Source organism: Mycobacterium sp. 134, from assembly GCF_048282715.1.
GTDB lineage: Bacteria > Actinomycetota > Actinomycetes > Mycobacteriales > Mycobacteriaceae > Mycobacterium > Mycobacterium septicum.
In genome coordinates this window covers 4439124-4458858 of the sequence record NZ_JBLVUN010000008.1, presented here as the reverse complement: position 1 = coordinate 4458858, position 19735 = coordinate 4439124, and the positions used below count along the sequence as shown (strand labels likewise).

The 19735-nt window shown below is 65.2% G+C and carries 20 protein-coding genes; 13 read left to right on the top strand and 7 right to left on the bottom strand.

Annotated elements, in window-relative coordinates; genetic code table 11:
* The first annotated feature begins 39 nt into the window (after positions 1-39).
* Entirely contained in the window at positions 40-1767 is a 1728-nt protein-coding gene (locus ACNQVK_RS25995) for a cellulase family glycosylhydrolase (RefSeq protein WP_418031812.1), read from the top strand.
* 75 nt (positions 1768-1842) lie between these two features.
* Here ACNQVK_RS25995 and ACNQVK_RS25990 read toward each other — a convergent pair whose 3' ends face one another.
* The gene (locus tag ACNQVK_RS25990; RefSeq protein ID WP_409549179.1) at positions 1843-2238 is read right to left on the bottom strand and encodes a hypothetical protein; all 396 of its coding nucleotides are present in this window, start codon (positions 2236-2238) and stop codon (positions 1843-1845) included.
* Between the two features lie 314 nt (positions 2239-2552).
* Between ACNQVK_RS25990 and ACNQVK_RS25985 the strand changes: the two genes are divergently transcribed.
* From ACNQVK_RS25985 to ACNQVK_RS25955, 7 genes are all read left to right on the top strand, one after another.
* Positions 2553-3245 (top strand): hypothetical protein, encoded by a 693-nt coding sequence (locus ACNQVK_RS25985; RefSeq protein WP_418031811.1) that lies wholly within the window; start codon positions 2553-2555, stop codon positions 3243-3245.
* Positions 3245-3748: a MarR family winged helix-turn-helix transcriptional regulator gene (locus ACNQVK_RS25980; RefSeq protein WP_418031810.1), complete on the top strand. Its 504-nt coding sequence runs from the start codon at positions 3245-3247 to the stop codon at positions 3746-3748. The genes ACNQVK_RS25985 and ACNQVK_RS25980 overlap by 1 nt, the downstream gene beginning before the upstream one ends.
* Positions 3745-4500: an NAD(P)-dependent oxidoreductase gene (locus ACNQVK_RS25975; protein ID WP_418031809.1), complete on the top strand. Its 756-nt coding sequence runs from the start codon at positions 3745-3747 to the stop codon at positions 4498-4500. The genes ACNQVK_RS25980 and ACNQVK_RS25975 overlap by 4 nt, the downstream gene beginning before the upstream one ends.
* Positions 4497-4853, top strand: a complete 357-nt coding sequence (locus tag ACNQVK_RS25970) for an antibiotic biosynthesis monooxygenase family protein (protein WP_418031808.1) — start codon at positions 4497-4499, stop codon at positions 4851-4853. The genes ACNQVK_RS25975 and ACNQVK_RS25970 overlap by 4 nt, the downstream gene beginning before the upstream one ends.
* 15 nt (positions 4854-4868) lie before the next feature.
* Complete coding sequence (locus ACNQVK_RS25965) at positions 4869-5966, top strand: zinc-dependent alcohol dehydrogenase (protein WP_418031807.1); 1098 nt, start codon at positions 4869-4871, stop codon at positions 5964-5966.
* 54 nt (positions 5967-6020) lie between these two features.
* On the top strand, positions 6021-6857 hold the full coding sequence (locus ACNQVK_RS25960; protein ID WP_418031806.1) for a GNAT family N-acetyltransferase: 837 nt from the start codon (positions 6021-6023) through the stop codon (positions 6855-6857).
* A 147-nt stretch (positions 6858-7004) separates the two neighbouring features.
* On the top strand, positions 7005-8411 hold the full coding sequence (locus ACNQVK_RS25955; RefSeq protein ID WP_418031805.1) for an aldehyde dehydrogenase family protein: 1407 nt from the start codon (positions 7005-7007) through the stop codon (positions 8409-8411).
* 69 nt (positions 8412-8480) lie between these two features.
* Here the strand turns inward: ACNQVK_RS25955 and ACNQVK_RS25950 are convergent, their stop codons facing one another.
* Complete coding sequence (locus ACNQVK_RS25950; protein WP_044517342.1) at positions 8481-9659, bottom strand: NAD(P)/FAD-dependent oxidoreductase; 1179 nt, start codon at positions 9657-9659, stop codon at positions 8481-8483.
* Positions 9660-9810: 151 nt separating this feature from the next.
* Here ACNQVK_RS25950 and ACNQVK_RS25945 point away from each other — a divergent pair, with 151 nt between their 5' ends.
* The 3 genes from ACNQVK_RS25945 (at position 9811) to nrdF (ending at position 13220) form a co-directional block, all read left to right on the top strand.
* On the top strand, positions 9811-10551 hold the full coding sequence (locus ACNQVK_RS25945) for a TetR/AcrR family transcriptional regulator (RefSeq protein ID WP_044517344.1): 741 nt from the start codon (positions 9811-9813) through the stop codon (positions 10549-10551).
* An 80-nt stretch (positions 10552-10631) separates the two neighbouring features.
* The gene (locus ACNQVK_RS25940) at positions 10632-12182 is read left to right on the top strand and encodes a flavin-containing monooxygenase (protein ID WP_418031804.1); all 1551 of its coding nucleotides are present in this window, start codon (positions 10632-10634) and stop codon (positions 12180-12182) included.
* 75 nt (positions 12183-12257) lie between these two features.
* Positions 12258-13220: a class 1b ribonucleoside-diphosphate reductase subunit beta gene (nrdF, locus tag ACNQVK_RS25935; RefSeq protein ID WP_065510781.1), complete on the top strand. Its 963-nt coding sequence runs from the start codon at positions 12258-12260 to the stop codon at positions 13218-13220.
* A 21-nt stretch (positions 13221-13241) separates the two neighbouring features.
* Here the strand turns inward: nrdF and ACNQVK_RS25930 are convergent, their stop codons facing one another.
* Positions 13242-13784 (bottom strand): hypothetical protein, encoded by a 543-nt coding sequence (locus ACNQVK_RS25930; protein ID WP_418031803.1) that lies wholly within the window; start codon positions 13782-13784, stop codon positions 13242-13244.
* A 135-nt stretch (positions 13785-13919) separates the two neighbouring features.
* Between ACNQVK_RS25930 and ACNQVK_RS25925 the strand changes: the two genes are divergently transcribed.
* A complete protein-coding gene (locus ACNQVK_RS25925) occupies positions 13920-15299 on the top strand; it encodes an alpha/beta hydrolase-fold protein (RefSeq protein ID WP_418031802.1) in 1380 nt (459 codons plus the stop codon).
* Between the two features lie 73 nt (positions 15300-15372).
* Here the strand turns inward: ACNQVK_RS25925 and ACNQVK_RS25920 are convergent, their stop codons facing one another.
* Positions 15373-16824, bottom strand: coding sequence for an LLM class flavin-dependent oxidoreductase (locus ACNQVK_RS25920; RefSeq protein WP_418031801.1), 1452 nt, complete (start codon positions 16822-16824; stop codon positions 15373-15375).
* Positions 16825-16968: 144 nt separating this feature from the next.
* On the opposite strand from ACNQVK_RS25920, the gene ACNQVK_RS25915 reads away from it, so the two are divergent.
* Positions 16969-17319, top strand: a complete 351-nt coding sequence (locus ACNQVK_RS25915) for a DUF3349 domain-containing protein (protein ID WP_418031800.1) — start codon at positions 16969-16971, stop codon at positions 17317-17319.
* Between the two features lie 72 nt (positions 17320-17391).
* On the opposite strand, the gene ACNQVK_RS25910 is transcribed toward ACNQVK_RS25915, so the two are convergent.
* The 3 genes from ACNQVK_RS25910 to ACNQVK_RS25900 all read right to left on the bottom strand — a co-directional run bounded on the left by ACNQVK_RS25910 (position 17392) and on the right by ACNQVK_RS25900 (position 19569).
* Complete coding sequence (locus ACNQVK_RS25910) at positions 17392-18444, bottom strand: NAD(P)-dependent alcohol dehydrogenase (protein WP_418031799.1); 1053 nt, start codon at positions 18442-18444, stop codon at positions 17392-17394.
* Positions 18445-18605: 161 nt separating this feature from the next.
* A complete protein-coding gene (locus ACNQVK_RS25905; protein ID WP_418031798.1) occupies positions 18606-18881 on the bottom strand; it encodes a YciI family protein in 276 nt (91 codons plus the stop codon).
* 10 nt (positions 18882-18891) lie between these two features.
* Complete coding sequence (locus ACNQVK_RS25900) at positions 18892-19569, bottom strand: TetR/AcrR family transcriptional regulator (RefSeq protein WP_418031797.1); 678 nt, start codon at positions 19567-19569, stop codon at positions 18892-18894.
* Positions 19570-19735: the final 166 nt, after the last annotated feature.

Below are 19735 nucleotides of genomic sequence, written 5' to 3'. Positions count from 1 at the left end.
GTAGCAGATTCCAACCTGTACAACCTCGATCAAGCGCAGTTGGTCGAGCGGCTCAACGCCATGAAGGGCTTGGGGGTCACCGACCTGCGTATCGGCGTGCCCTGGGTGTACATCCAGCCGACCAGTTCCACGTCCTACGACTGGACCAAGATGGACAACGTCGTCAACACGGCGACGTCCATGGGCTTCTCCGTCACCGCTGACATCACGGGCAACCCGGCGTGGGACGGCTTGGTCCTGGCGGGGGCGCCCGACCCCTCCGCCTACGCGAACTTCGCGTCCGCGGTCGCCACCCGCTATGGCAATCAGATCTCCACCTACGAAATCTGGAACGAGCCCAACGGGATCGTCTTCTACGCTCCGGTCAGCGCTGCTTCATACACTGCCGTGCTCAAGGCCGCCTACACCGCGATCAAGGCGGCAAACCCGGACGCCACCGTCCTCGCGGGCGCGCTCGGCGCGACCAAGACCATCAACGGGATCAGTGTCAGCCCACAACAATTCCTCGCCCAGATGTACGCGGCGGGCGCCGGGGGGTATTTCGACGCCCTGTCCTACCATCCCTACCACTACACGTTGCCGTTCTCGGCGGGTGAGGGCGTAACGGACTCCCCTCCGGAGCAGGTTCGAGCGTTGTACGCGATCATGGCCGCGAACGGTGACGGCGACCTGAAGATATGGGCCACCGAGTACGGCACCGCCACCACGCCGGGCATAGGTAATACGCAGGCCGAGCAAGCCCAGCTCATGCGGGACTTCCTCACCGCCTGGTCCAGGCTCTCCTTCGCCGGGCCGGCGTTCATCTACACCGCGCAGGACATCAAGACCGGTGATCTGAATGCCGAGGCGAACTTTGGTCTGTTCACCTCCGACGGCAGACCCAAACAGGCCGCGCTGATCTTGGCTGCCCTCATCTCCGAGCTCGACAGCACGGGCAGTTTGACCGACTACACCGCGCCGACAATGCCTCTGTCGCGGGAGCTGTACCTGCAGCTCGCCTCCCTCGGCTTCGGTCTCGTCAATCAGGCGCTGGTCATCCCCAACGCGCTCGTCGCGGCCGTACTGAGTGCCCTGCCGGTTCCTGTTCGACGGGCGTTCACCGTCGTCGCCGATGCGGTCTCAGCCGGTGTGGCACATGTAGTGACGATCATCGCTCCCATTGCGCAGGCCGCCATCGGCCTTCTGGTCGATGCTGGACCGAACCTGCGCAACACAGAAATCACCGTCAAGAATGCTGCGCAGAAGCTCGGCGATACGATCGCCGAAGACCTGCACAACTCTCAACTGACACTGCAGAAGAATCTGCGTGACACCGGACTGACGTTGGCCGGGGCGCTTCGCGGCACACGGATCACGTTGAGCCGTCTGCATGACGCCAACGTACTGAAAACCGCCGGTGTGGCTACCGATCTCGATGAACCGTCATCTGTGGCATCGCCGGAACCAGGTGCGCTCGACACTGTCGATCAGGGTGCATCAGGGGGTACGGATTCGCCGCGGTTGTCGAGTGCCAAGACCGTCGATGCCGCGGCAGGCTCCTCCGCAGAACCGCACTCGTCCACGGTGCGTGCCCGGGTCCGTTCGCTCTTGCCGGGCGAGAAACGTTCGGAACTGGGCGCGAAGCATCGAAAGGACCTGTCGAAACCTGAAGATGCGTCGACGAATTCAGGCGCACCGGCTGCTACCAAGGGCGGCAAGAGTCCCTCCCTGAAAACTCGGCACGCGCGAACGGAGCAGGCCGCGAAGAAGCCCGGACAAGCCCGCTGACCGTGAGGCCGCGTCGATCACTCCGGGATGATCCGGTGCCGTTGCCATGCACAGTGTTTCGAGCCTGGCGGTGAATCAGGCAGGAAGCGCCTTGAGGATTTCGGATGCCGCCCGCGTCCACGCTGCGACGTCGGGTGGCGCGGGGATGTTGCCGACCACGAGTACCACGTTCGCCAGGTAGTTGTCATTGGCCACTCGCATCGCCGGGAAATCCTCTGGGCGCGTCAGCGGTTCGATGATCATGCGTCGTCCGATACCGGGAACGTCGGTGGCACCCGGTTTTCCGATGTCTGCCAGGAGCGCCTCGGTGATGACACCGGTGGACGGTGCCTGGACTTTGATGGTTGCCGTGAACGACAGGACGCCGCCGGCGGCGGTGTAATAGCTGCAGTTGTGTCCGACGGTCCCGTCGGCCTTCTTGATGTCGGTATCCAGGCCGTCGTCCAGTTCGACGCCCGCGAGGTCCGACATCTGTCTACCGCTGAGTAGACAGTCCGAGGGCAGGACGTGTTCACGCCACGTCACGGTGGGCGAGCCCTGAGTCGCTGCATCGTGCACCCCGGCGACTGGTTGCCCGGTCACGACTTGCGAACAGGCGGTGACGCACGCCAACGCCCCGAGGGTCGCAGCTGATGCGCAGCTCTTGCTGAATCGGCGTAGCCCATGCACATGGCCACGTTAACTGCGGATCCGCTCGCAGGTGTTGCGACCAGCTCTGGATCGTGCATATAGTACGAATCGCAGATAATACGAATCTCGTAATAAATGCTCGGAGGAGTCAGCCCATGGCTGAGAGATACCCGCCCCCACCATTCGGTGCCGTCATTCCCGATCCGTTCGTGTACGTGGGATGGAGCGTCGACCCGGTGCGATTCGGGCCGTTCTTGCGGCCCAGCGCTGCGCGCCGCCACGAACTTGTCAGGTTGGGGGCCGTTGCCCGCGACTTGTCCGAACGTGCAGATGTGTTGGACGTGCGTCTGTTTCAGACGAGCGTCATCGTGCCCATCGCCGGAGCGCCGTTGCACGACGTGGTCATGCTGATACGTGCTCGCGACGTGCCGACCGCGGCAGCGGTGCTCAACGATGCGGCCCTGACGCACACCAGCCCGCTGACGGCATTCACGGCAAAAAACCGGGCGCGGTTCGGTGCCACCGAGGACGATTCACCGACTCCGAACATTCTGCTCAACCATTTCACCGGCCCGGCTGAAGAAGAATCTGCGATCGATACCTGGCGGGCGCTAGCGGCCTGGTTCGGCGCGAAAACCGGGATCGACAATTCCACGCTCCTGGTTCCCGACCGGTCTGCGCCCTACGTGTTGGTCAACTATGCCCGCATTCCCGGTGCCGTACCTGCGTTCATGGCGCGACAACTGTTGCGTCCGAGCTTCTACCGGTTCGTGCGGCGGTTACTCGCTCAACAGCACCTCACCTCACTGCCGATCTTCGTGCGACCCGTCGATCTGAAAGGGCAATGATGGCTGAGCAACCACCTGGCGTTGAAGTCGGCAACGACGCAACCCTGCGTACGGCATTGCAGGACCTACGCATCGCGCTGGCATTGAGCACGCGAAAGGTGGCCGCGATTGCGGGTTTGAAGGATTCGGATCTGGAGGTGCTGGACGTCCTCACGCGCGGGGGACCGCAATCACCGACCGCGTTGGCCCGCAGACTGTCAATGCAACCAGCCACCATGACCGGCGTCCTGCGACGATTGGAGGACGCCCAGTGGGTCGTTCGCCGACACCAGGACCACGATCGTCGCAGCGTCGAGATCGAATCCGTGGGATTCGCGCGCTTGTCCGACATCTACCGCGACGGCAGCAGCCGACTAGACGCCCTTCAAGCGAGCATGACCCCTTCGCAGGTAACCACCGTACTGGCCTACCTCAACGATGCATGCGCCCTGGTCACGGAAGCCACCCGGGCACTGGATGATTCACCGCAGGCACGCGCCGCGACGAAGGCGGCACGACCGTGAAAGTCACCGTGTTCGGGGCCAGCGGCCCAACCGGCAAGTTGTTGACCGCGCGGGTTTTGGCCGACGGCCACGACGTGGTCGCCATGGCACGACGTCCGACCATGTTCCCGGTCACGGCCGACAGGTTGCGCGTCGTTGGCGGCGACGCCACATCGCCGGAGGATGTTTCGGCAGCGATCGCCGGATCTGATGCCGTCGTGTCCGTACTCGGTGCCAGCTTCAGCCGTCACCCCATCCATCTGTATTCCGCATCGGCACAGGCGATTTGTGCCGCCATGGCGCGGGTCGGCACCGGACGGCTGATCGTCACCAGTTCTGCGGTCCTGAGCGACTGGACAGATCCGGAGTGGGGATGGGCCGAGCGGACCGTGGCCCGGCAAATCCTGGGACGCCTGGGCCGCACGCTGTATGCGGACATGGCCCGGATGGAATCCATCGTTGCCGCCTCCGGCGCGGACTGGACGATCATGCGTCCGCTCGGGCTGGCCAACCTCGACCCGCCCACCACCTACTGCATTGCCGAAGACCACGTCGCCGGACGCCAGACGGCACGCCGCGATCTGGCGGCGGCAATCGTCGACCAGCTCACCCGAACCGACTATCACCGCAAGGCGGTCGCCGTTGCCACCACCAACCGGCACCAGAGCGTTGCGCAGACGATCTGGCGCGAAGGGATCAAACCCAACCTGCCCGCCGCACTTCACCGCAGCTGGGCCGGATCTCACAGCGGAAGAGAGAAGGTAACCCAATGACCCATCCGGACAACAACTCTGACATCGGAGATCAGACGCTGACCCTGATCAACACCGTGGACGTCCCCGCCGACCGTGTCGATGAGTTTCTGGCCGACTGGCAACAGCGTGCCACCTTGATGAGCACCCTGCCCGGGTTCATCGATTACACGCTGCACCGCGCGGTGGACCAGGACGCTCGATTCCAGCTCGTCAACGTGGCGCACTGGGAAAGCCGGGAAGCGTTTGAGGCAGCGCTGAGCAATCCCGAGTTCAACGCCCTGCGTGATGCCGCTCGCCGGGCATTCGATTTCACCGTGACCGCCACCCCTGCGCTCTACCGGGTGGTGGCCAGCGCTCGTCGCCATGAGTAGGTTCAGGTGCTGACGATGCTCGCGGCGAGGGCGCACTCCGGTTCCCTGGCAGTACATCTCGACGAGATCGACGTCCCTGTTCTCGGGCCCGACGAGGTGTTGATCAAGGTGGTCGCGGCGGGAATCTCACCAGGAATGCTGCGGGTCTTGGAAATGGGCCGCTTCTCGCACCTGCCGTCCACGCTGGGCCCGGACGGTGCCGGCACCGTCGTCGCCGTCGGCAGCATGGTCGACACCGTGAATGAGGGTGATCGGGTGCGCATCCATCCGAACCTCAACTGCCGCAACTGTGTCCACTGTCGAAGCGACCGGGACATGATGTGTCCGCGGCTGGCGATCATGGGGCACGGGGCGTTCGGCGACGGTCCGCTGCCGCTATATGCCCGCTATCACGACGGGGCCTTGGCTGAGTACATCCGCGTCCCGTACTGGCTCGTCGACCCGCTGCCCGACCGGGTCAGCTTCGAGGTCGGCGCGAAGGTCAACCATCTGGCGACCGCCGCACGCGCTCTCGCCTGTGCCCGCATCGCACCCGGCGCTACGGCGATCCTCACGGCCGCCACCGGCAGTATCGGCGCGGCGACGGTGCTGCTGGCCAAGGTCTTCGGAATTGCCCGCCTGGTCCTTGTCGGCCGAAATCGGCAGCGTCTCGCAGCGGTCAGCGCCCTTGGCGGCGGCATCGCAACCGACCTCATCGCAACGGACGAACTGCCGTCGGGGTGGGCCGCCGACGGTGCCCTGTCGAGCGCGCTGAAAGCCCTGCTGCCCCATGGGGCGGATGCCGTCATCGACTACACGCCCAGCGGTCCGACGGTGGCGCAATGTGCTGCAGCCCTGTCCACCGGCGGGTGCCTGGTGCATCTGGGATCGAACGCCGACCCACCTCCGTGGCCGTTGAGCACGGTCATGATGAACTGCTGGACCATCGTCGGAATCCGCGGTGCCACCCGCAACGATTCCGACTACATCCTCGCCTTGCTCGGCAGCGGAGCAGTGAGTGCCGACACGCTGATCACTCATCGGTACCCGTTACGCGATACACCCGAAGCGGTCCGCGCCCTGCGCGAGCGCAGGGGTGATCAGCCGATGTGGATGGTGGTGGCGCAGCCGTGAGTGCCGCTCGAAAACCAGTGGCGATCGTGAGATCGAGCAGCCACGCTGGTACGAGTGGAGGCCCACCTGTATCAGTCGCCGGCCGACTTCGAATCGGCGGAGCGGTCCGTGTACCGCCCGGACCCGGTGCTGTTCACCTTGGAGCTGACCACGCTGCACACGATGCCCTGGCCCGCCGAGCGGATCTTGTTGTCGGTCACCAACGGAAACGGTGTCGCAGGCGCGGCGGTGCAGACGCGCGACTCGGTGCTGTTGGTGAACGGCCTGCCACCCGCGACTGCGCCGGCTGCAGCCCAGGCGCTGGCTGTCACGGGGGCGAACCTGTCGGGGGTGCGCGGAACACCGTCGACGGCAACGGCTTTCGCTCAGGCGTGGCATGCGGTGACAGGTGTGCAGGCGAGTGAGTCATCACGCGACGTGCTCTACCGGCTGGGTGAGCTGGCAGTTCCGAATGGTGTGGCCGGTGAATGGCGAACCGCCAGAACCGGGGACGCCGAGACTGTCGTGCAGTGGCTGAACGAGTTCTTCATCGAGGCATTCGGCGAGCCGTCGAACGTCGAGGCGAGTCGGGAGATGCTCACCTCGATCGTCGATGCCGGTGACCGCGTCCTGCTGTGGGCGGTGGACGGCGAACCGGTCACCATGGCTCGGGTGCGCGCCGCCGTCGTCGGTGCCTCACGTATCGGCCCGGTCTATACCCCGCCCGGACACCGTGGCCACGGGTATGCGGCCGCGGTCACCGCCGCAGCCGCGCAATACGCGCGCAGCGAAGGCGCGCGCGAGGTGGTGTTGTTCGCCGACACCGACAATCCGGTGTCCAACCGGGTCTACCGGCGCATCGGGTTCGAGGCCGTCGCCGAGGACGTGCGGTACTCGTTGCGCGAAGTCTGACGCTCACCGGCGCTCGCCTGGTCGTCCGTGTATGCGGGCCTGATGGTCGCGTTTCTCCGTAGTCGCGGAAGAGGCCTCTAGACGCTGGCAACTTACGCGCATAAGCTCGCGGTGATTTGGTGCAGCGCGACGAAAGGATGAAGGACATTGAGTAGCACCATTGCGGTCTTCAACCCGTCGAACGAGGAGCAGATCGCGGAGGTCCCTGATTCAGATCAGGCTGCCGTCGACGCGGCGGTGGCCCGGGCGCGTGACACGTTCGAGTCGGGGGTGTGGCGCAAGTTGCCCGCCGCGCACCGAGCGGAGGTGCTCTTCCGGGCGGCCGAGATCATCAAGGCGCGCACGGAGGAACTCGCTGAGATCGAGGCGCGCGACAATGGCATGAACGCGATGGCTGCGCAGCAGATCATCAAGGTGGCCAACGAGATGCTCATCTACTACGCGGGCTGGGTCGGCAAGATCCATGGCGAATCGGCCAATCTCATCTCCGACGGGCTGCTCGGCCATTTCGAGGAGTACCACACCTTCACGCAGCTCGAGCCGGTCGGCGTCGTCGGCCTCATCATCCCTTGGAACGGACCGTTTTTCGTCGCGATGCTCAAGGTCGCTCCGGCTCTGGCGGCCGGATGCAGTGCGGTGCTCAAGCCGGCCGAGGAAACTCCGCTCTCGGCGCTGAAGCTCGAAGAGATCTTCCGCGAGGCGGGGCTGCCCGATGGTGTCCTCAACGTCATCACCGGCTATGGCGAGACCACGGGTGCGGCGCTGACGGCGCACCCCGATGTGGACAAGATCGCGTTTACCGGGTCGACGGAGGTCGGGCGGCTGATCGTGCAGGCCGCTGCGGGCAACCTCAAGCGCCTGACACTGGAGCTCGGCGGGAAGTCGCCGCTGATCATGTTCGACGACGCCAACCTGGACAAGGCGATCATGGGTGCCGGCATGGGCCTGCTCGCCGGTTCCGGGCAGAACTGTTCGTGTACTTCGCGGATCTATGTGCAGCGCAAGATCTATGACCAGGTCGTGGAGGGCTTGGCGGGGTTCGCCCAGATGTTGCCGATGGGTGGATACGAGGATCCCACCTCGGTGTTGGGGCCGCTGATCAGTGAGAAGCAACGCACGCGGGTCGAGGGCATCGTCAGCGACGGCGTGGCCGGCGGTGCGGAGGTGATCACCGGCGGCAAGCCGATGGACCGCAAGGGCTATTTCTATGAGGCGACGATCGTCACCAACACCACCCCGGACATGCGGCTCATCACCGAGGAGATCTTCGGACCGGTCGGTTCGGTGATTCCCTTCGATGACGAAGAAGAGGCGATCGCGGCGGCCAACGACACCGAGTACGGGTTGGCCGGGGCCATCTGGACCGAGAACCTCGGCCGCGCCCATCGGGTGGCGAATGCGCTTCGCGGCGGCCAGATCTGGGTGAACTCGGCGTTGGCAGCCGACCCGTCGATGCCGATCTGCGGTCACAAGCAGTCGGGTTGGGGCGGCGAACGCGGCAAGAAGGGGCTGGAGGCCTACTTCAACACCAAGTCGGTCTACATCGGCCTCTAGCGGCCGGTGCAAAAAGTGAAGCCTCTGCGACAACATCGCAGAGGCTTCACTCTTTGGTGCTCCGAACGGCTACGTGTGCTGTGGGCTCTGCGCCTTCTTGTACAGAGACTTGAGCAGCAGGTCACGGAAGGTGTGGTTGTCCAACGCCTTCAGGCCCGCGCCGGCGACCGCGGGATACCCGGCGAGCTTGTTGAAAAAGCGGCCGCGGCGGTATTCACGACCCCACGCCGCGCGCATGCGCTGCTCGTAGTTGGTGAAGTCGTCGGGGCCGCCGTTGGTGAGCGCGGCAATCGCGCATTCGCCCGCGGTCAAACCGGATTCGAGCGCCTTGGAGATACCCGCACCGGACACCGGCTTGCCCGCACCCAGCGAGTCACCGGCGAACAGCACGCCCGGACGCCACGGCGGCCACGCTGTGAAGCCCATCGGCAATCGCCAGGCCCGAACGCTCTTGTTCTTCTTGAGTTCCTCGATCGGCGGCAGTTCCCATTCGGCCGGCAGGGTCCGCATGAAGTCGCCGAGGAATTGGGTGGCGTTGATCGACTGCCAGTTCTTGTAGCTGTTCACGTAGCCCAGGCCGATGTTGAACCGGCCCCCGCCCATCGGGAAGATCCAGCCGTACCCGGGCAGCTGATCACCCTGGAACATCAGCTTGAGGTAGATCTCGAAGGCATCGCTGTCGGGGCGGTTGGCGTGCATCTCGGACCGGATGGCGATGGCCGAGTAGCCGTTGTACTCCGAGTCGATCTTGAGCGCGCGCTTGATGGGGGAGTAGGCGCCGTCGGCCGCGATGACCGCGTCGCCGTAGACCTTCTCACCGCTCTTGAGCACGACGCCGACCACGCGGCCCTTGGCGTCGAACTCGGGTCCGGCGACCTCGGCGCCCTGGCGCACCTCGGCGCCGGCCGACTCGGAGTGCTTGAGCAGCAGTGTGTCCAGTTCGGTCCGGCTCACGGTGTGACCGTGGTCGGGCATACCGGGACGCCGAGGGAAGGACAGATCCCACTCGCTGGGGCTGTACACGGTCACCTTGTTGACCCGATGGAACTTCGAGACCTCGTCGGACAGGCCCATCTTCTGCAGGTAGCTCACCGCGCGGGCGGTCAGCCCGTCACCACAGGGTTTGTCGCGGGGGAACTCTGCCTTGTCCAGGACCAACACCTTGGCGCCGGTCTGAGCGGCCTGCCACGCCGCGGCTGACCCCGACGGGCCGCCACCTGCTATGACCAGGTCGTATCGCTGCGTCATGAGCCTCGTCTCATCGGTTGACTGTGGCTGCGATAGTACCCAAGCGAGGTGTCGGTGGCTTGACAGGCGAACGCCCGGGTCAAACGGTACAACCGCGTGTTGTGAGGCGGTCTGGGCAGGTCAGCGCTATCAGGGCGGGTACAGTGATCGCGTGCGGCGAACGTCGAGATCACATTCCAGCGATAGCCCGGGCGTCAAGGTTGACGCCCGCAGCGAGCGCTGGCGTGAGCACCGAAAGAAGGTGCGGTCGGAAATCGTCGACGCCTCGTTCCGGGCGATCGACCGGTTGGGCCCCGAGGTCAGCCTGCGGGAGATCGCCGAAGAGGCCGGTACGGCCAAGCCGAAGATCTACCGTCACTTCGCCGACAAGTCCGACCTGTTCCAGGCGATCGGCGAGCGGCTGCGCGACATGCTGTGGTCGGCGATCTTCCCGGTGATCAACCTCGGAGCCGATCCGGCCCGGGAAGTCATCCGCCGCAGCGTCGAGCAGTACGTGCTGTTGGTCGACGAACACCCCAACGTGCTGCGGTTCCTGATTCAGGGCCGGTTCGCCGAACAGAGCGAATCGACCATGCGCGCACTCAACGAGGGCCGCGGCATCACCCTGGCGATGGCCGACATGTTCTCCAACGAACTGCGCGAGATGGAGCTGGACGGGGCCGCGATCGAACTGGCGGCGTTCGCCACCTTCGGTGCGTGCGCGTCGGCCACGGACTGGTGGCTGGGCACCGAAGAGGACAGCCCGCGCCGGATGCCGGCCGAGGAGTTCGTCAACCACCTGACGACGATCATGGTCGGTTCCATCAACGGGACCTGTGAATTGCTCGGCATCTGGATCGACCCGGATCTGCCGCTTCACGAGGGTGTCCAGCGTCGCCAGCACGCCAGCTGATCATCTCGTTGACAGTCGGGTCCCGGGTCCGGAGACTGGGAAATATCCGGTACCGCCGTTCCCAGAAAAGGACCTGAGCTATGACGGCTGCCCAACCCTCTCCGCAGGGTCAGCAACCAATCCACACCCGCGCCCTGATCATCGGCAGCGGGTTCTCGGGGATGGGGATGGCGATCGAGCTGCAACGCCGTGGCGTCGATTTCCTCATCCTGGAGAAGGCCGACGAGTTCGGCGGGACATGGCGCGACAACACCTACCCCGGGTGTGCCTGCGACATCCCGTCGCACATGTACTCGTTCTCCTTCGAACCGAAGGCCGACTGGAGTCACATGTGGTCATTCCAGCCCGAGATCCAGGACTACCTGCTGGGCGTGGCCGCCAAGTACGGGCTACGCCGGTACACCCGGTTCGGTACCCATGTGGACCGCGCGCACTGGGACGACCAGGAGCTGCGCTGGCACGTGTTCAGCGACACCGGCCAGGAATTCATCGCCCAGTTCCTGGTCTCGGGCGCCGGCGGCCTGCACATCCCGCAGATTCCTGACATTCCAGGCGCCGAGGAATACTCGGCCGCTGGAGGCGCAGCTTTCCATTCCGCGGAGTGGGACCACAGCGTCGACCTCACCGGCAAGCGGGTCGCGGTGATCGGCACCGGTGCCAGTGCGATCCAGATCGTGCCCGAGATCGTCCGGGACGTCGCCGAGCTGCATCTCTACCAGCGCACCCCGGCGTGGGTCATGCCGCGGGTGAACAACAAGTTCCCGCAATGGATTCGGCGCACGTTCAGCTATGTGCCCGGCACCCGGGCGGCGATGCGCGCGGCCATCTACTGGATCCACGAGGGCGTCGGCTTCGCCATGACACAGCAGCCGCGGCTGCTCAAGATCGGCGAGGCGATGGGCCGCTACAACATCAACCGCAGCATCGAAGACCCCGAGCTGCGCCGCAAACTCACGCCGCGCTACCGCGCCGGGTGCAAGCGAATCCTCAACTCCGACACCTACTACCGCGGGATCGCCAATCCCAAGACGCAGGTGATCACCGAGTCCATCGCCCGGATGACCCCCACCGGCATCGTCACCGCCGACGGCGTCGAGCACCCGACCGACGTCGTGGTGTTCGCCACCGGTTTCCACGTCACCGACTCCTATACCTACGTCGACATCAAGGGTGCCGGCGGCGAGGACCTGGTGGACCGCTGGAACCGCGAGGGAATGTCCGCCCACCGTGGCGTCGCAGTCGCGGGGATGCCCAATCTGTTCTTCCTGCTCGGGCCCAACACCGCACTGGGGCACAACTCGGTGGTGTTCATGATCGAGCAGCAGATCCGCTACGTGGGGCAGGCGATCGGCGCCGTCGACAAGGCCGGGGCCGAGGCGCTCTCACCCAGCCCCACCGCCCAGGCGGAGTTCAACGCCGAGTTGCAGCACGATCTGGCGCACACGGTCTTCAACACCGGAGGTTGCCGGAGCTGGTACATGGACGCTCACGGCATCAACCGCACCCTGTGGAGCGGCATGACCTGGCAGTACTGGCTGGCAACGCGCAGGCTGGACCCCGCCGAGTTCGATTTCATCCATGAGGCGCGCGACACGAAAACACAAGGTGTTGCGGTCACCGCGGGTAGCTGACCCCAGGGGTAGTGTCGTAAGTACTGTCCGGCAAACAAAACAACCTGGTGGAATGGGGTCCTGGTGAGCGAAGGCATGAAGCTGATCGACCGTGTCTCAGCGATCAACTGGAACCGGCTCCAGGATGAGAAGGATGCCGAGGTCTGGGATCGGCTCACCGGCAATTTCTGGTTGCCGGAGAAGGTGCCGGTGTCCAACGACATCCCGTCGTGGGGCACGCTGACCGCGCACGAGAAGCAGCTCACCATGCGGGTGTTCACCGGTCTGACGCTGCTGGACACGATCCAGGGCACCGTCGGTGCGGTCAGCCTGATTCCCGATGCGCTCACCCCGCACGAGGAAGCCGTCTACACCAACATCGCCTTCATGGAGTCGGTGCACGCCCGCAGCTACTCCAACATCTTCTCGACGCTGTGCTCGACGGCTGAGATCGACGACGCGTTCCGCTGGTCGGAGGAGAACCCGAACCTGCAGCGCAAGGCAGAGATCGTCATGCAGTACTACAAGGGTGACGAGCCGCTCAAGCGCAAGGTGGCCTCCACGCTGCTGGAGAGCTTCCTGTTCTACTCCGGCTTCTACCTGCCGATGTACTGGAGCAGCCGGGCCAAGCTGACCAACACCGCCGACATGATCCGGCTGATCATCCGCGACGAAGCTGTGCACGGCTACTACATCGGCTACAAGTACCAGCGCGGGCTGGCCCTGCTCGACGAGGAAAAGCGTACGGAGCTCAAGGATTACACCTACGAGCTGCTCTTCGAGCTCTACGACAACGAGGTCGAGTACACCCAGGACCTCTACGACGAGGTCGGACTGACCGAGGACGTCAAGAAGTTCCTGCGCTACAACGCCAACAAGGCGCTGATGAACCTCGGCTACGAAGCTCTGTTCCCCAAGGACGAGACCGATGTGAACCCGGCGATCCTGTCCGCGCTCTCGCCGAATGCCGACGAGAACCACGACTTCTTCTCGGGCTCGGGGTCGAGCTACGTGATCGGCAAGGCCGTCGTCACCGAAGACGAGGACTGGGACTTCTAGTCTTTGCAGCCGATCTCGCGATCAGTTGGCGTACGGGTTGCGTCCCTCGCCGGTGTTGAGCAGCAGTGGATTGTTCACATCGAGGGTATGGCTGCCGCCCGGGTTGAGGACGAACCCTGCACCGTCATAGGAGTTGGCGCACATCGTCACCGTGCCGTCGGTCCCGCACGTCACATCGCGGAAGCTGATGCGTGATCCGGGCAGCAGCCGGTTCGGCAGCTTGTCGAACACGAACAGCGGCCGGTTGTCGCTGACGAACGTGGGCAACCCCCGCTGTCCGCCGGTGACCGCGTTGGCTCCGTCGGGTGCTGCGGGCAGCGGGCCGCTGCAACCGTAATTGCCCGACCCGCGACTGATGGCGCATGCGATGTCGCCGGGCACCGCAAATGCGTAGTATTCGCCGTTCTGCATCGCGAAGTCCGACGGCTTCACCGGCGTCAGCGCGTTGAGATTGAGTGGCGGTGGGGGCGGAGGCGGCGGCGGGTCCGCTGCAGCCACGCCGGGGGCACCAGGGCCCGCGCCGACCGCCGCGCTCACCAGGGCTGCCAGCAACATCCTTCTCATCACGTCACTGTAGAGCGTCACGCGCCGGCAGTCGTGCCCAAGCGCACTGTGCTGCCGCGGTGACCGCCGTTCTTCGGTCGCTCGCTCAGCGTCCGTCCAGTGAGCTGCCAGCTGGCGTTGATATGAAATGAGCTGATGTACCAGCTCATTGCGCCGATCTCGCTGATCCACGGCTGGTTCCCCGTCGTCGTGCAACTGATCGCCGCGTTGCTGCTGGGAACCGCCGTGGGCTGGCGTTCGCCACGCTGGCGCTTCCGGATGTTGCCGGCGCTGGTAGCCGCGGCGGCAGTGCTGGCGGGCGTGACCTATTGGTACATCGATTCGATCGGGGTGGCCGGCAACGCCGGCCCACCGGAGTTGTGGGTATGGATCGCGCTGACCGCGCTGGCCGTCGGTGTGGCGCTGCTGGGATGGCTGAGTGCCCGGTGGTGGCGGCGCACCGCGTCGGTGGCGGCGATCGGGGTCTGCGGGCTGGCTTGCGTGCTGACACTCAACATGTGGGTCGGATATTTCCCGACCGTGGACGCCATGTGGAAGCAGCTCACGTCGAGCCCGCTGCCGGGGCAGACCGATCGGTTGACCGTGACCAAGATGCAGCTGGCCCACTTCCGGCCGCCGAGCGGGGTCCTGGTCCCGGTGACCATCGATTCGGCTGCGTCCGGCTTCGCGCACCGCGGTGAACTCGTCTACCTTCCACCGGCGTGGTTCGCCAGCAACCCGCCGCCGCGGCTTCCCGCGGTGATGATGATCGGCTCACAACTGAACACCCCGGCCGACTGGCTGCGGGCGGGCAACGTGCTGGGCATCATTGACGGATTCGCGGCCACCCATGGCGGCAATGCGCCGGTGTTCGTGTTCGTCGACGCAACCGGTTCGTTCACCAACGACACCGAGTGCGTCAACGGGACCCGGGGCAACGCCGCCGACCACCTCACCAAAGACGTTGTTCCGTATCTGATCTCGAACTACGGGGTGCGCGCCGACCGTGACGGGTGGGGGATAGCGGGCTGGTCGATGGGCGGCACCTGCGCGGTGGACCTGACCCTGATGCACCCGGATATGTTCCGGTCGTTCATCGACATCGCCGGCGACCTGCGACCGAACACGGGAGACAAGACGCAGACGATCAACCGGCTCTTCGGTGGGGACACCGACGCGTGGGCGGCCTACGATCCGGTCACCATCCTGCGTCGCCACGGTCCGTACTCCGATGTGACGGCGTGGTTCGAGGTGCCTGTTTCCCGGCGTGGCGGAACCACTCACGATCCCGCGGCGAATCCCGAGTCGCAGGATGTCGCCGCCACCACGTTGTGCAACGCGGCCCGTACCGATGCGATCGCTTGCTCGGTGCAAACGGCGCCTGGCCGGCATGACTGGGCATTCGCGGCCAACGCCTTTGGCGCCGCACTACCGTGGCTGGCCGGTCAGCTCAATACGCCCGGGGTGGAGGAGACCGACCTGCCGCCGTCGACGGTGGGGCAGCAACCCACCAACGTCCAGGCCGCGCCTCGCTAGATTGACCGGGCGAGCAGACGCATAAGTACCCGAGAAGGCTGGATTTTGGGTACTTTCACGTCTGCTCGGCGAGCTAGCGGCCCCGCGCCGGCTGAGCAGCCGTGGACGCAGACGAGGACGGCAGCGTCGACGGACGCTCGATGATCGTCGAATTGGGCCCGCCCACCCGGTAACCGGCGCCGCGGTGCTCGTCGGCGAGACGGTCGCCGTGCCCCAGCAGCTTGTTGCGCAGGCTGCCCGGTGCGTACGCCGACTGGTAGGCACCGCGTTCGGTGAGGACCGGAACGACGTGGTCGATGAACTCCGCGAAGGATCCGGGCGTGATCGCATAGGCCAGGTTGAAGCCGTCGACGTCGGTCTCCTCGACCCACTCCTGCAGGGTGTCGGCGACGTGCACGCCCGAACCGACGATGCGCGGTCCCATGCCGCCGATCTCACCCCACTCGGCGATATCGCGGACGTTCCACTCGCCGCCCTTGTCCGAGGCCGACTGAAAGGCCTTGACCGCGGACAGGATCGCGTTGGAATCGACATTGCCGATCGGCTCGTCGAGGCCGTAGCGGGCCAGGTCCACGCCCATCCAGCCGGACATGAACACCAGTGCGCCCTCGGGATCGCCGTAGGCCAGGTACTCGGCATGCCTGGCGTGGGCTTCTTCGTCGGTTTCGCCGGTGATGATGGTGGTGAGGTTGAAGATCTTGGCCGCGTACGGGTCCCGGCCCGCCAACTCCAGTTCTGCCCGGATCGTGGAAACCGTCTCGCGTAGAAGAGCTTTGGTGGGCGCCGCGGTGAAGATCGCTTCGGCGTTCTCGGCGGCGAATCGCACCCCGCGTGGTGAGGAACCGGCCTGGTAGATGACCGGGGTGCGTTGCGGCGACGGCTCGGCCAGATGCACGCCCGGGACGCTGAAATGCGCACCGGAATGGCCGATGTGGTGCACCTTGGCCGGGTCGGTGAAGACTCCGCGCTCGGCGTCGCGTACCACCGCGTCGTCTTCCCAGGAGCCTTCCCACAGCTTGTAGAGCACCTCGAGGTACTCGTCGGCATGGTCGTAGCGTGCGTCGTGTGCCGGCTGGTCCGTCTGGCCCATGTTGCGTGCAGCGGCAGGCAGATACCCGGTGACGACGTTCCAGCCCACCCGGCCGTTGGTCAGATGATCGAGGGTCGACATGCGTCGGGCGAACGGATAAGGATGCTCGAATCCGGTTCCGGTGGTGATCCCGAACCCCAGGTTCTCGGTCACCAGTGCCATCGCCGACACCAGCAGCATCGGGTCGCCCACCGGGATCTGCGCGGCCTGGCGGATCGCCGCCTCGTCACTGGCCCCGTACACGTCGTAGGTGCCCAGCACATCGGCGATGAACAAGCCGTCAAAACGGCCGCGTTCCAACAACTTCGCGAGTTCGGTCCAGTAGGTGATGTCCTTGTAGCGCCAGGACTGGTCCTCTGGGTGGCGCCACAGGCCCGGCGACTGATGGGCGACGCAGTTCATGTCGAAGGCGTTGAAGCGGATCACACGAGTCACTGTGCCGAGCATGCCGGGATGCGGGCAAAAGGTCAGCGGTTGCGCTCAGCGGGATTGTTTTTGGCAATGAACCACGAATGAATGGCCCACCAACTGTCGGCTCCTCCAGTGGTGGGTTTGCCGGCTAGCCGCGAAACTTACCGCGTGTCAACAAAGTCGCTACTGATCTCGGTCCTGAACTGGTTGCGCGCCGGCTATCCGGAAGGAGTGCCGGGGACCGATCGGGTGCCCCTGCTCGCGCTGTTGCGGGCCACCCCACTCACCGAGGAGCAGGTGGCCGAGGTGGTGCGCAACATCGCTGAAGCCTCAGCGCCCGCCGACGTTGACGATCCCATCGAACGCGACGAGATCGCGGAGTTCATCGCCGAAGTCACCGACCACGATGCGGGTCCGGAGAACATTGCGCGGGTGGCGGCCAAACTGGCCGCCGCCGGTTGGCCGTTGGCCGGCGTCGATCTGGTGCCCGATCCTGCCTCCGGCTCAGACGGCCAATAGCGCGTTACGCCGAGGATTGCGGTCACCAGTTGACCGCAATCCTCGGCGTTGACGGATTGTAGAGACGGACTGCTAGCCGCGCAGCGAGGCGGTGTCGATCACGAAGCGGTACCGCACATCACTGGCCAGCACACGCTCGTAGGCCTCGTTGATGTAATCGGGCTGGATGACCTCGATCTCCGGGGTCACGTTGTGCTCGGCGCAGAAGTCGAGCATCTCCTGTGTCTCCGGGATACCGCCGATCATCGAACCGGACAGGCTGCGGCGCATACCTGCCAACGGGAACGGCGGAACCTCCATCGCATGCTCGGGCATGCCCAGCTCTACCAGCGTGCCGTCGACGGCCAGCAGGCCCAGGTAGGCGCCCAGGTCGAGATTGGCCGACACGGTGTTCAGAATCAGGTCGAACTTGCCGCGCAGCTTGCGGAAGGTGTCCGGGTCGCTCGTCGCGTAGTACTCGTCGGCGCCCAGCCGGAGGCCGTCTTCCATCTTCTTCAGCGACTGCGAGAGCACGGTGACGTGTGCGCCCATGGCATGGGCGAGCTTGACGCCCATGTGACCCAGGCCGCCCAGCCCGATGACGGCGACCTTCTTGTCCGGCCCCGCGCCCCAGTGGCGCAGCGGAGAAAACAGTGTGATGCCCGCGCACAGCAGGGGAGCGGCCGCGTCCAGCGGGATGCTGTCGGGGATGCGCAGGACGTAGTTCTCGTCGACGACGATCGCGCCGCTGTAGCCACCGTAGGTGGGGGAGCCGTCGCGTTCGGTGGAGTTGTAGGTGCCGTGCATGCCGTAATCGCCGGTGCAGTACTGCTGCAGACCGGCCTTGCAGTTGTCGCACTCCCGACAGGAGTCGATGAAACAGCCGACCCCGACGTGGTCGCCGACCTTGTACTTGGTCACCTCCGAGCCCACCTCGGTGACGACACCGGCGATCTCATGACCGGCCACCACGGGGTAGTTGGGGGTGCCCCACTCGCCCTTGACGGTGTGGATGTCGGAGTGGCAGATGCCGGCGAAATGGATGTCGAAGGCCACGTCATGCGGGCCTACTTCACGGCGGGTGATGGTGGTCTTGGCCAGCGGCTCGGTCGCCGAGTTGGCGGCGTAGGCATAAACAGTGCTCATCAAAGCCCTCTTTGTTCGTCGTCTGTGTGCGTATCCCGGAAAGGTTAGTCCGGTTAACTGACTACTGCCTGACAAGGCAGTGCGTAGCGTGCAACGACGCAGGCGGCGACAGTAATCCCGCTACCAGGTGTGACATATCTCCCGACCCAAGGCCGGCGCGGTCACAACCCGGGCGCGCGGAACGCCCCGTTGAAGGAGGTGCGCTCGCAGCGGATCAGCCCGGCCAGGGTGTAGGGATCGCGGGCGATGACATCCTCGACCTCCTCGTCGCTGAGGTCCCCGGTGACGAGCACCGCGCCGGTGGCCGATTCCAGACGTCCGGCCAACACGATGCGGCCCGCGGCCACTTCCTCCTCGAGCCACGCGATGTGGGCGGGGCGGGTCTGGTCGACGACGTCGATGGGTTGCACGTAAGTCGTGGTGAGGACGTGGAACATGCCATGCAGACTACGGGTCGGATGAGCTGTTCTCGTTATGCCTGTCGATTTCGCGGTGACTACGCGAACGCAGGGCCGCGGCCGCATCGTCGGTGATGCCCAGGACGCGCATACAAGCATCCGCCACGTGGAACGGCATTTCGGAACGTTCCGGACCGGGCGGCATCGACCACACGTTGACCAACGATTCGACGAGCCGGAACGGGAGGTCGGCGGCGGCTTCGTGAACGCCGGTCCGCCGGCTCAGCGCGCGACTGACGGACAGGTAGTGCAGCCGTAGCCGCTCCCGGTCCGACCAGAACGGTTCGAGCTTGGCTTCACGCAGTTCGGGCAGCAGATAGAGCGCACCGAGATTCCACCGGCCCGACATCAGTTGGGCGCCGTCGAACGCCGCCAAGGCGTGCAGATGTTCATCGGCGGTCAAAGCGGGTTCGGTGCCCAGCAGGCTCGGGATGAACTCGAGGGTCGGCGCAACGGTCTGCTCGAGCAGCGCGCACAGTATGTCGTCCTTGGTCTTGAAGTAGTGATAGAGGGATGCCTGGCGAACGCCGACCGCTTCGGCGATCGCGCGCGTCGATGTTCCCGCGTAGCCGGTCGCGGTGAACAATTCCCCTGCGGCGTCGAGGATTTCGTCACGAGCGGTGTGCCCTTGCCGGCGCTGGGCGTGTACCCGTGGTCTTCCTGCCATAGGGCCATGGTTGGCTCTTCGGCCGCGAAGGGCCAGCGCACGCGGTATCGGTCACTCGATAGAAACGCGCGACACGTGACGGTTACCGGGCCCGTCAATTCCTTTACACCTCATTAACGCGTGTGACACCCAGCGACGCGGCCCCCGGTGAAAACTGTCGCTCGAC

What these genes read in the sequence shown, in the direction of transcription:
- ACNQVK_RS25980 (WP_418031810.1), top strand. Translation starts at nt 3,245, where the DNA reads ATGGCTGAGCAACCACCTGGCGTTGAAGTCGGCAACGACGCAACCCTG.
- nrdF (WP_065510781.1), top strand. Translation starts at nt 12,258, where the DNA reads ATGAAGCTGATCGACCGTGTCTCAGCGATCAACTGGAACCGGCTCCAG.
- ACNQVK_RS25940 (WP_418031804.1), top strand. Translation starts at nt 10,632, where the DNA reads ATGACGGCTGCCCAACCCTCTCCGCAGGGTCAGCAACCAATCCACACC.
- ACNQVK_RS25930 (WP_418031803.1), bottom strand. Translation starts at nt 13,784, where the DNA reads ATGAGAAGGATGTTGCTGGCAGCCCTGGTGAGCGCGGCGGTCGGCGCG.
- ACNQVK_RS25965 (WP_418031807.1), top strand. Translation starts at nt 4,869, where the DNA reads ATGCTCGCGGCGAGGGCGCACTCCGGTTCCCTGGCAGTACATCTCGAC.
- ACNQVK_RS25990 (WP_409549179.1), bottom strand. Translation starts at nt 2,238, where the DNA reads ATGTCGGACCTCGCGGGCGTCGAACTGGACGACGGCCTGGATACCGAC.
- ACNQVK_RS25910 (WP_418031799.1), bottom strand. Translation starts at nt 18,444, where the DNA reads ATGAGCACTGTTTATGCCTACGCCGCCAACTCGGCGACCGAGCCGCTG.
- ACNQVK_RS25925 (WP_418031802.1), top strand. Translation starts at nt 13,920, where the DNA reads ATGTACCAGCTCATTGCGCCGATCTCGCTGATCCACGGCTGGTTCCCC.
- ACNQVK_RS25950 (WP_044517342.1), bottom strand. Translation starts at nt 9,659, where the DNA reads ATGACGCAGCGATACGACCTGGTCATAGCAGGTGGCGGCCCGTCGGGG.
- ACNQVK_RS25900 (WP_418031797.1), bottom strand. Translation starts at nt 19,569, where the DNA reads ATGGCAGGAAGACCACGGGTACACGCCCAGCGCCGGCAAGGGCACACC.
- ACNQVK_RS25905 (WP_418031798.1), bottom strand. Translation starts at nt 18,881, where the DNA reads ATGTTCCACGTCCTCACCACGACTTACGTGCAACCCATCGACGTCGTC.
- ACNQVK_RS25970 (WP_418031808.1), top strand. Translation starts at nt 4,497, where the DNA reads ATGACCCATCCGGACAACAACTCTGACATCGGAGATCAGACGCTGACC.
- ACNQVK_RS25985 (WP_418031811.1), top strand. Translation starts at nt 2,553, where the DNA reads ATGGCTGAGAGATACCCGCCCCCACCATTCGGTGCCGTCATTCCCGAT.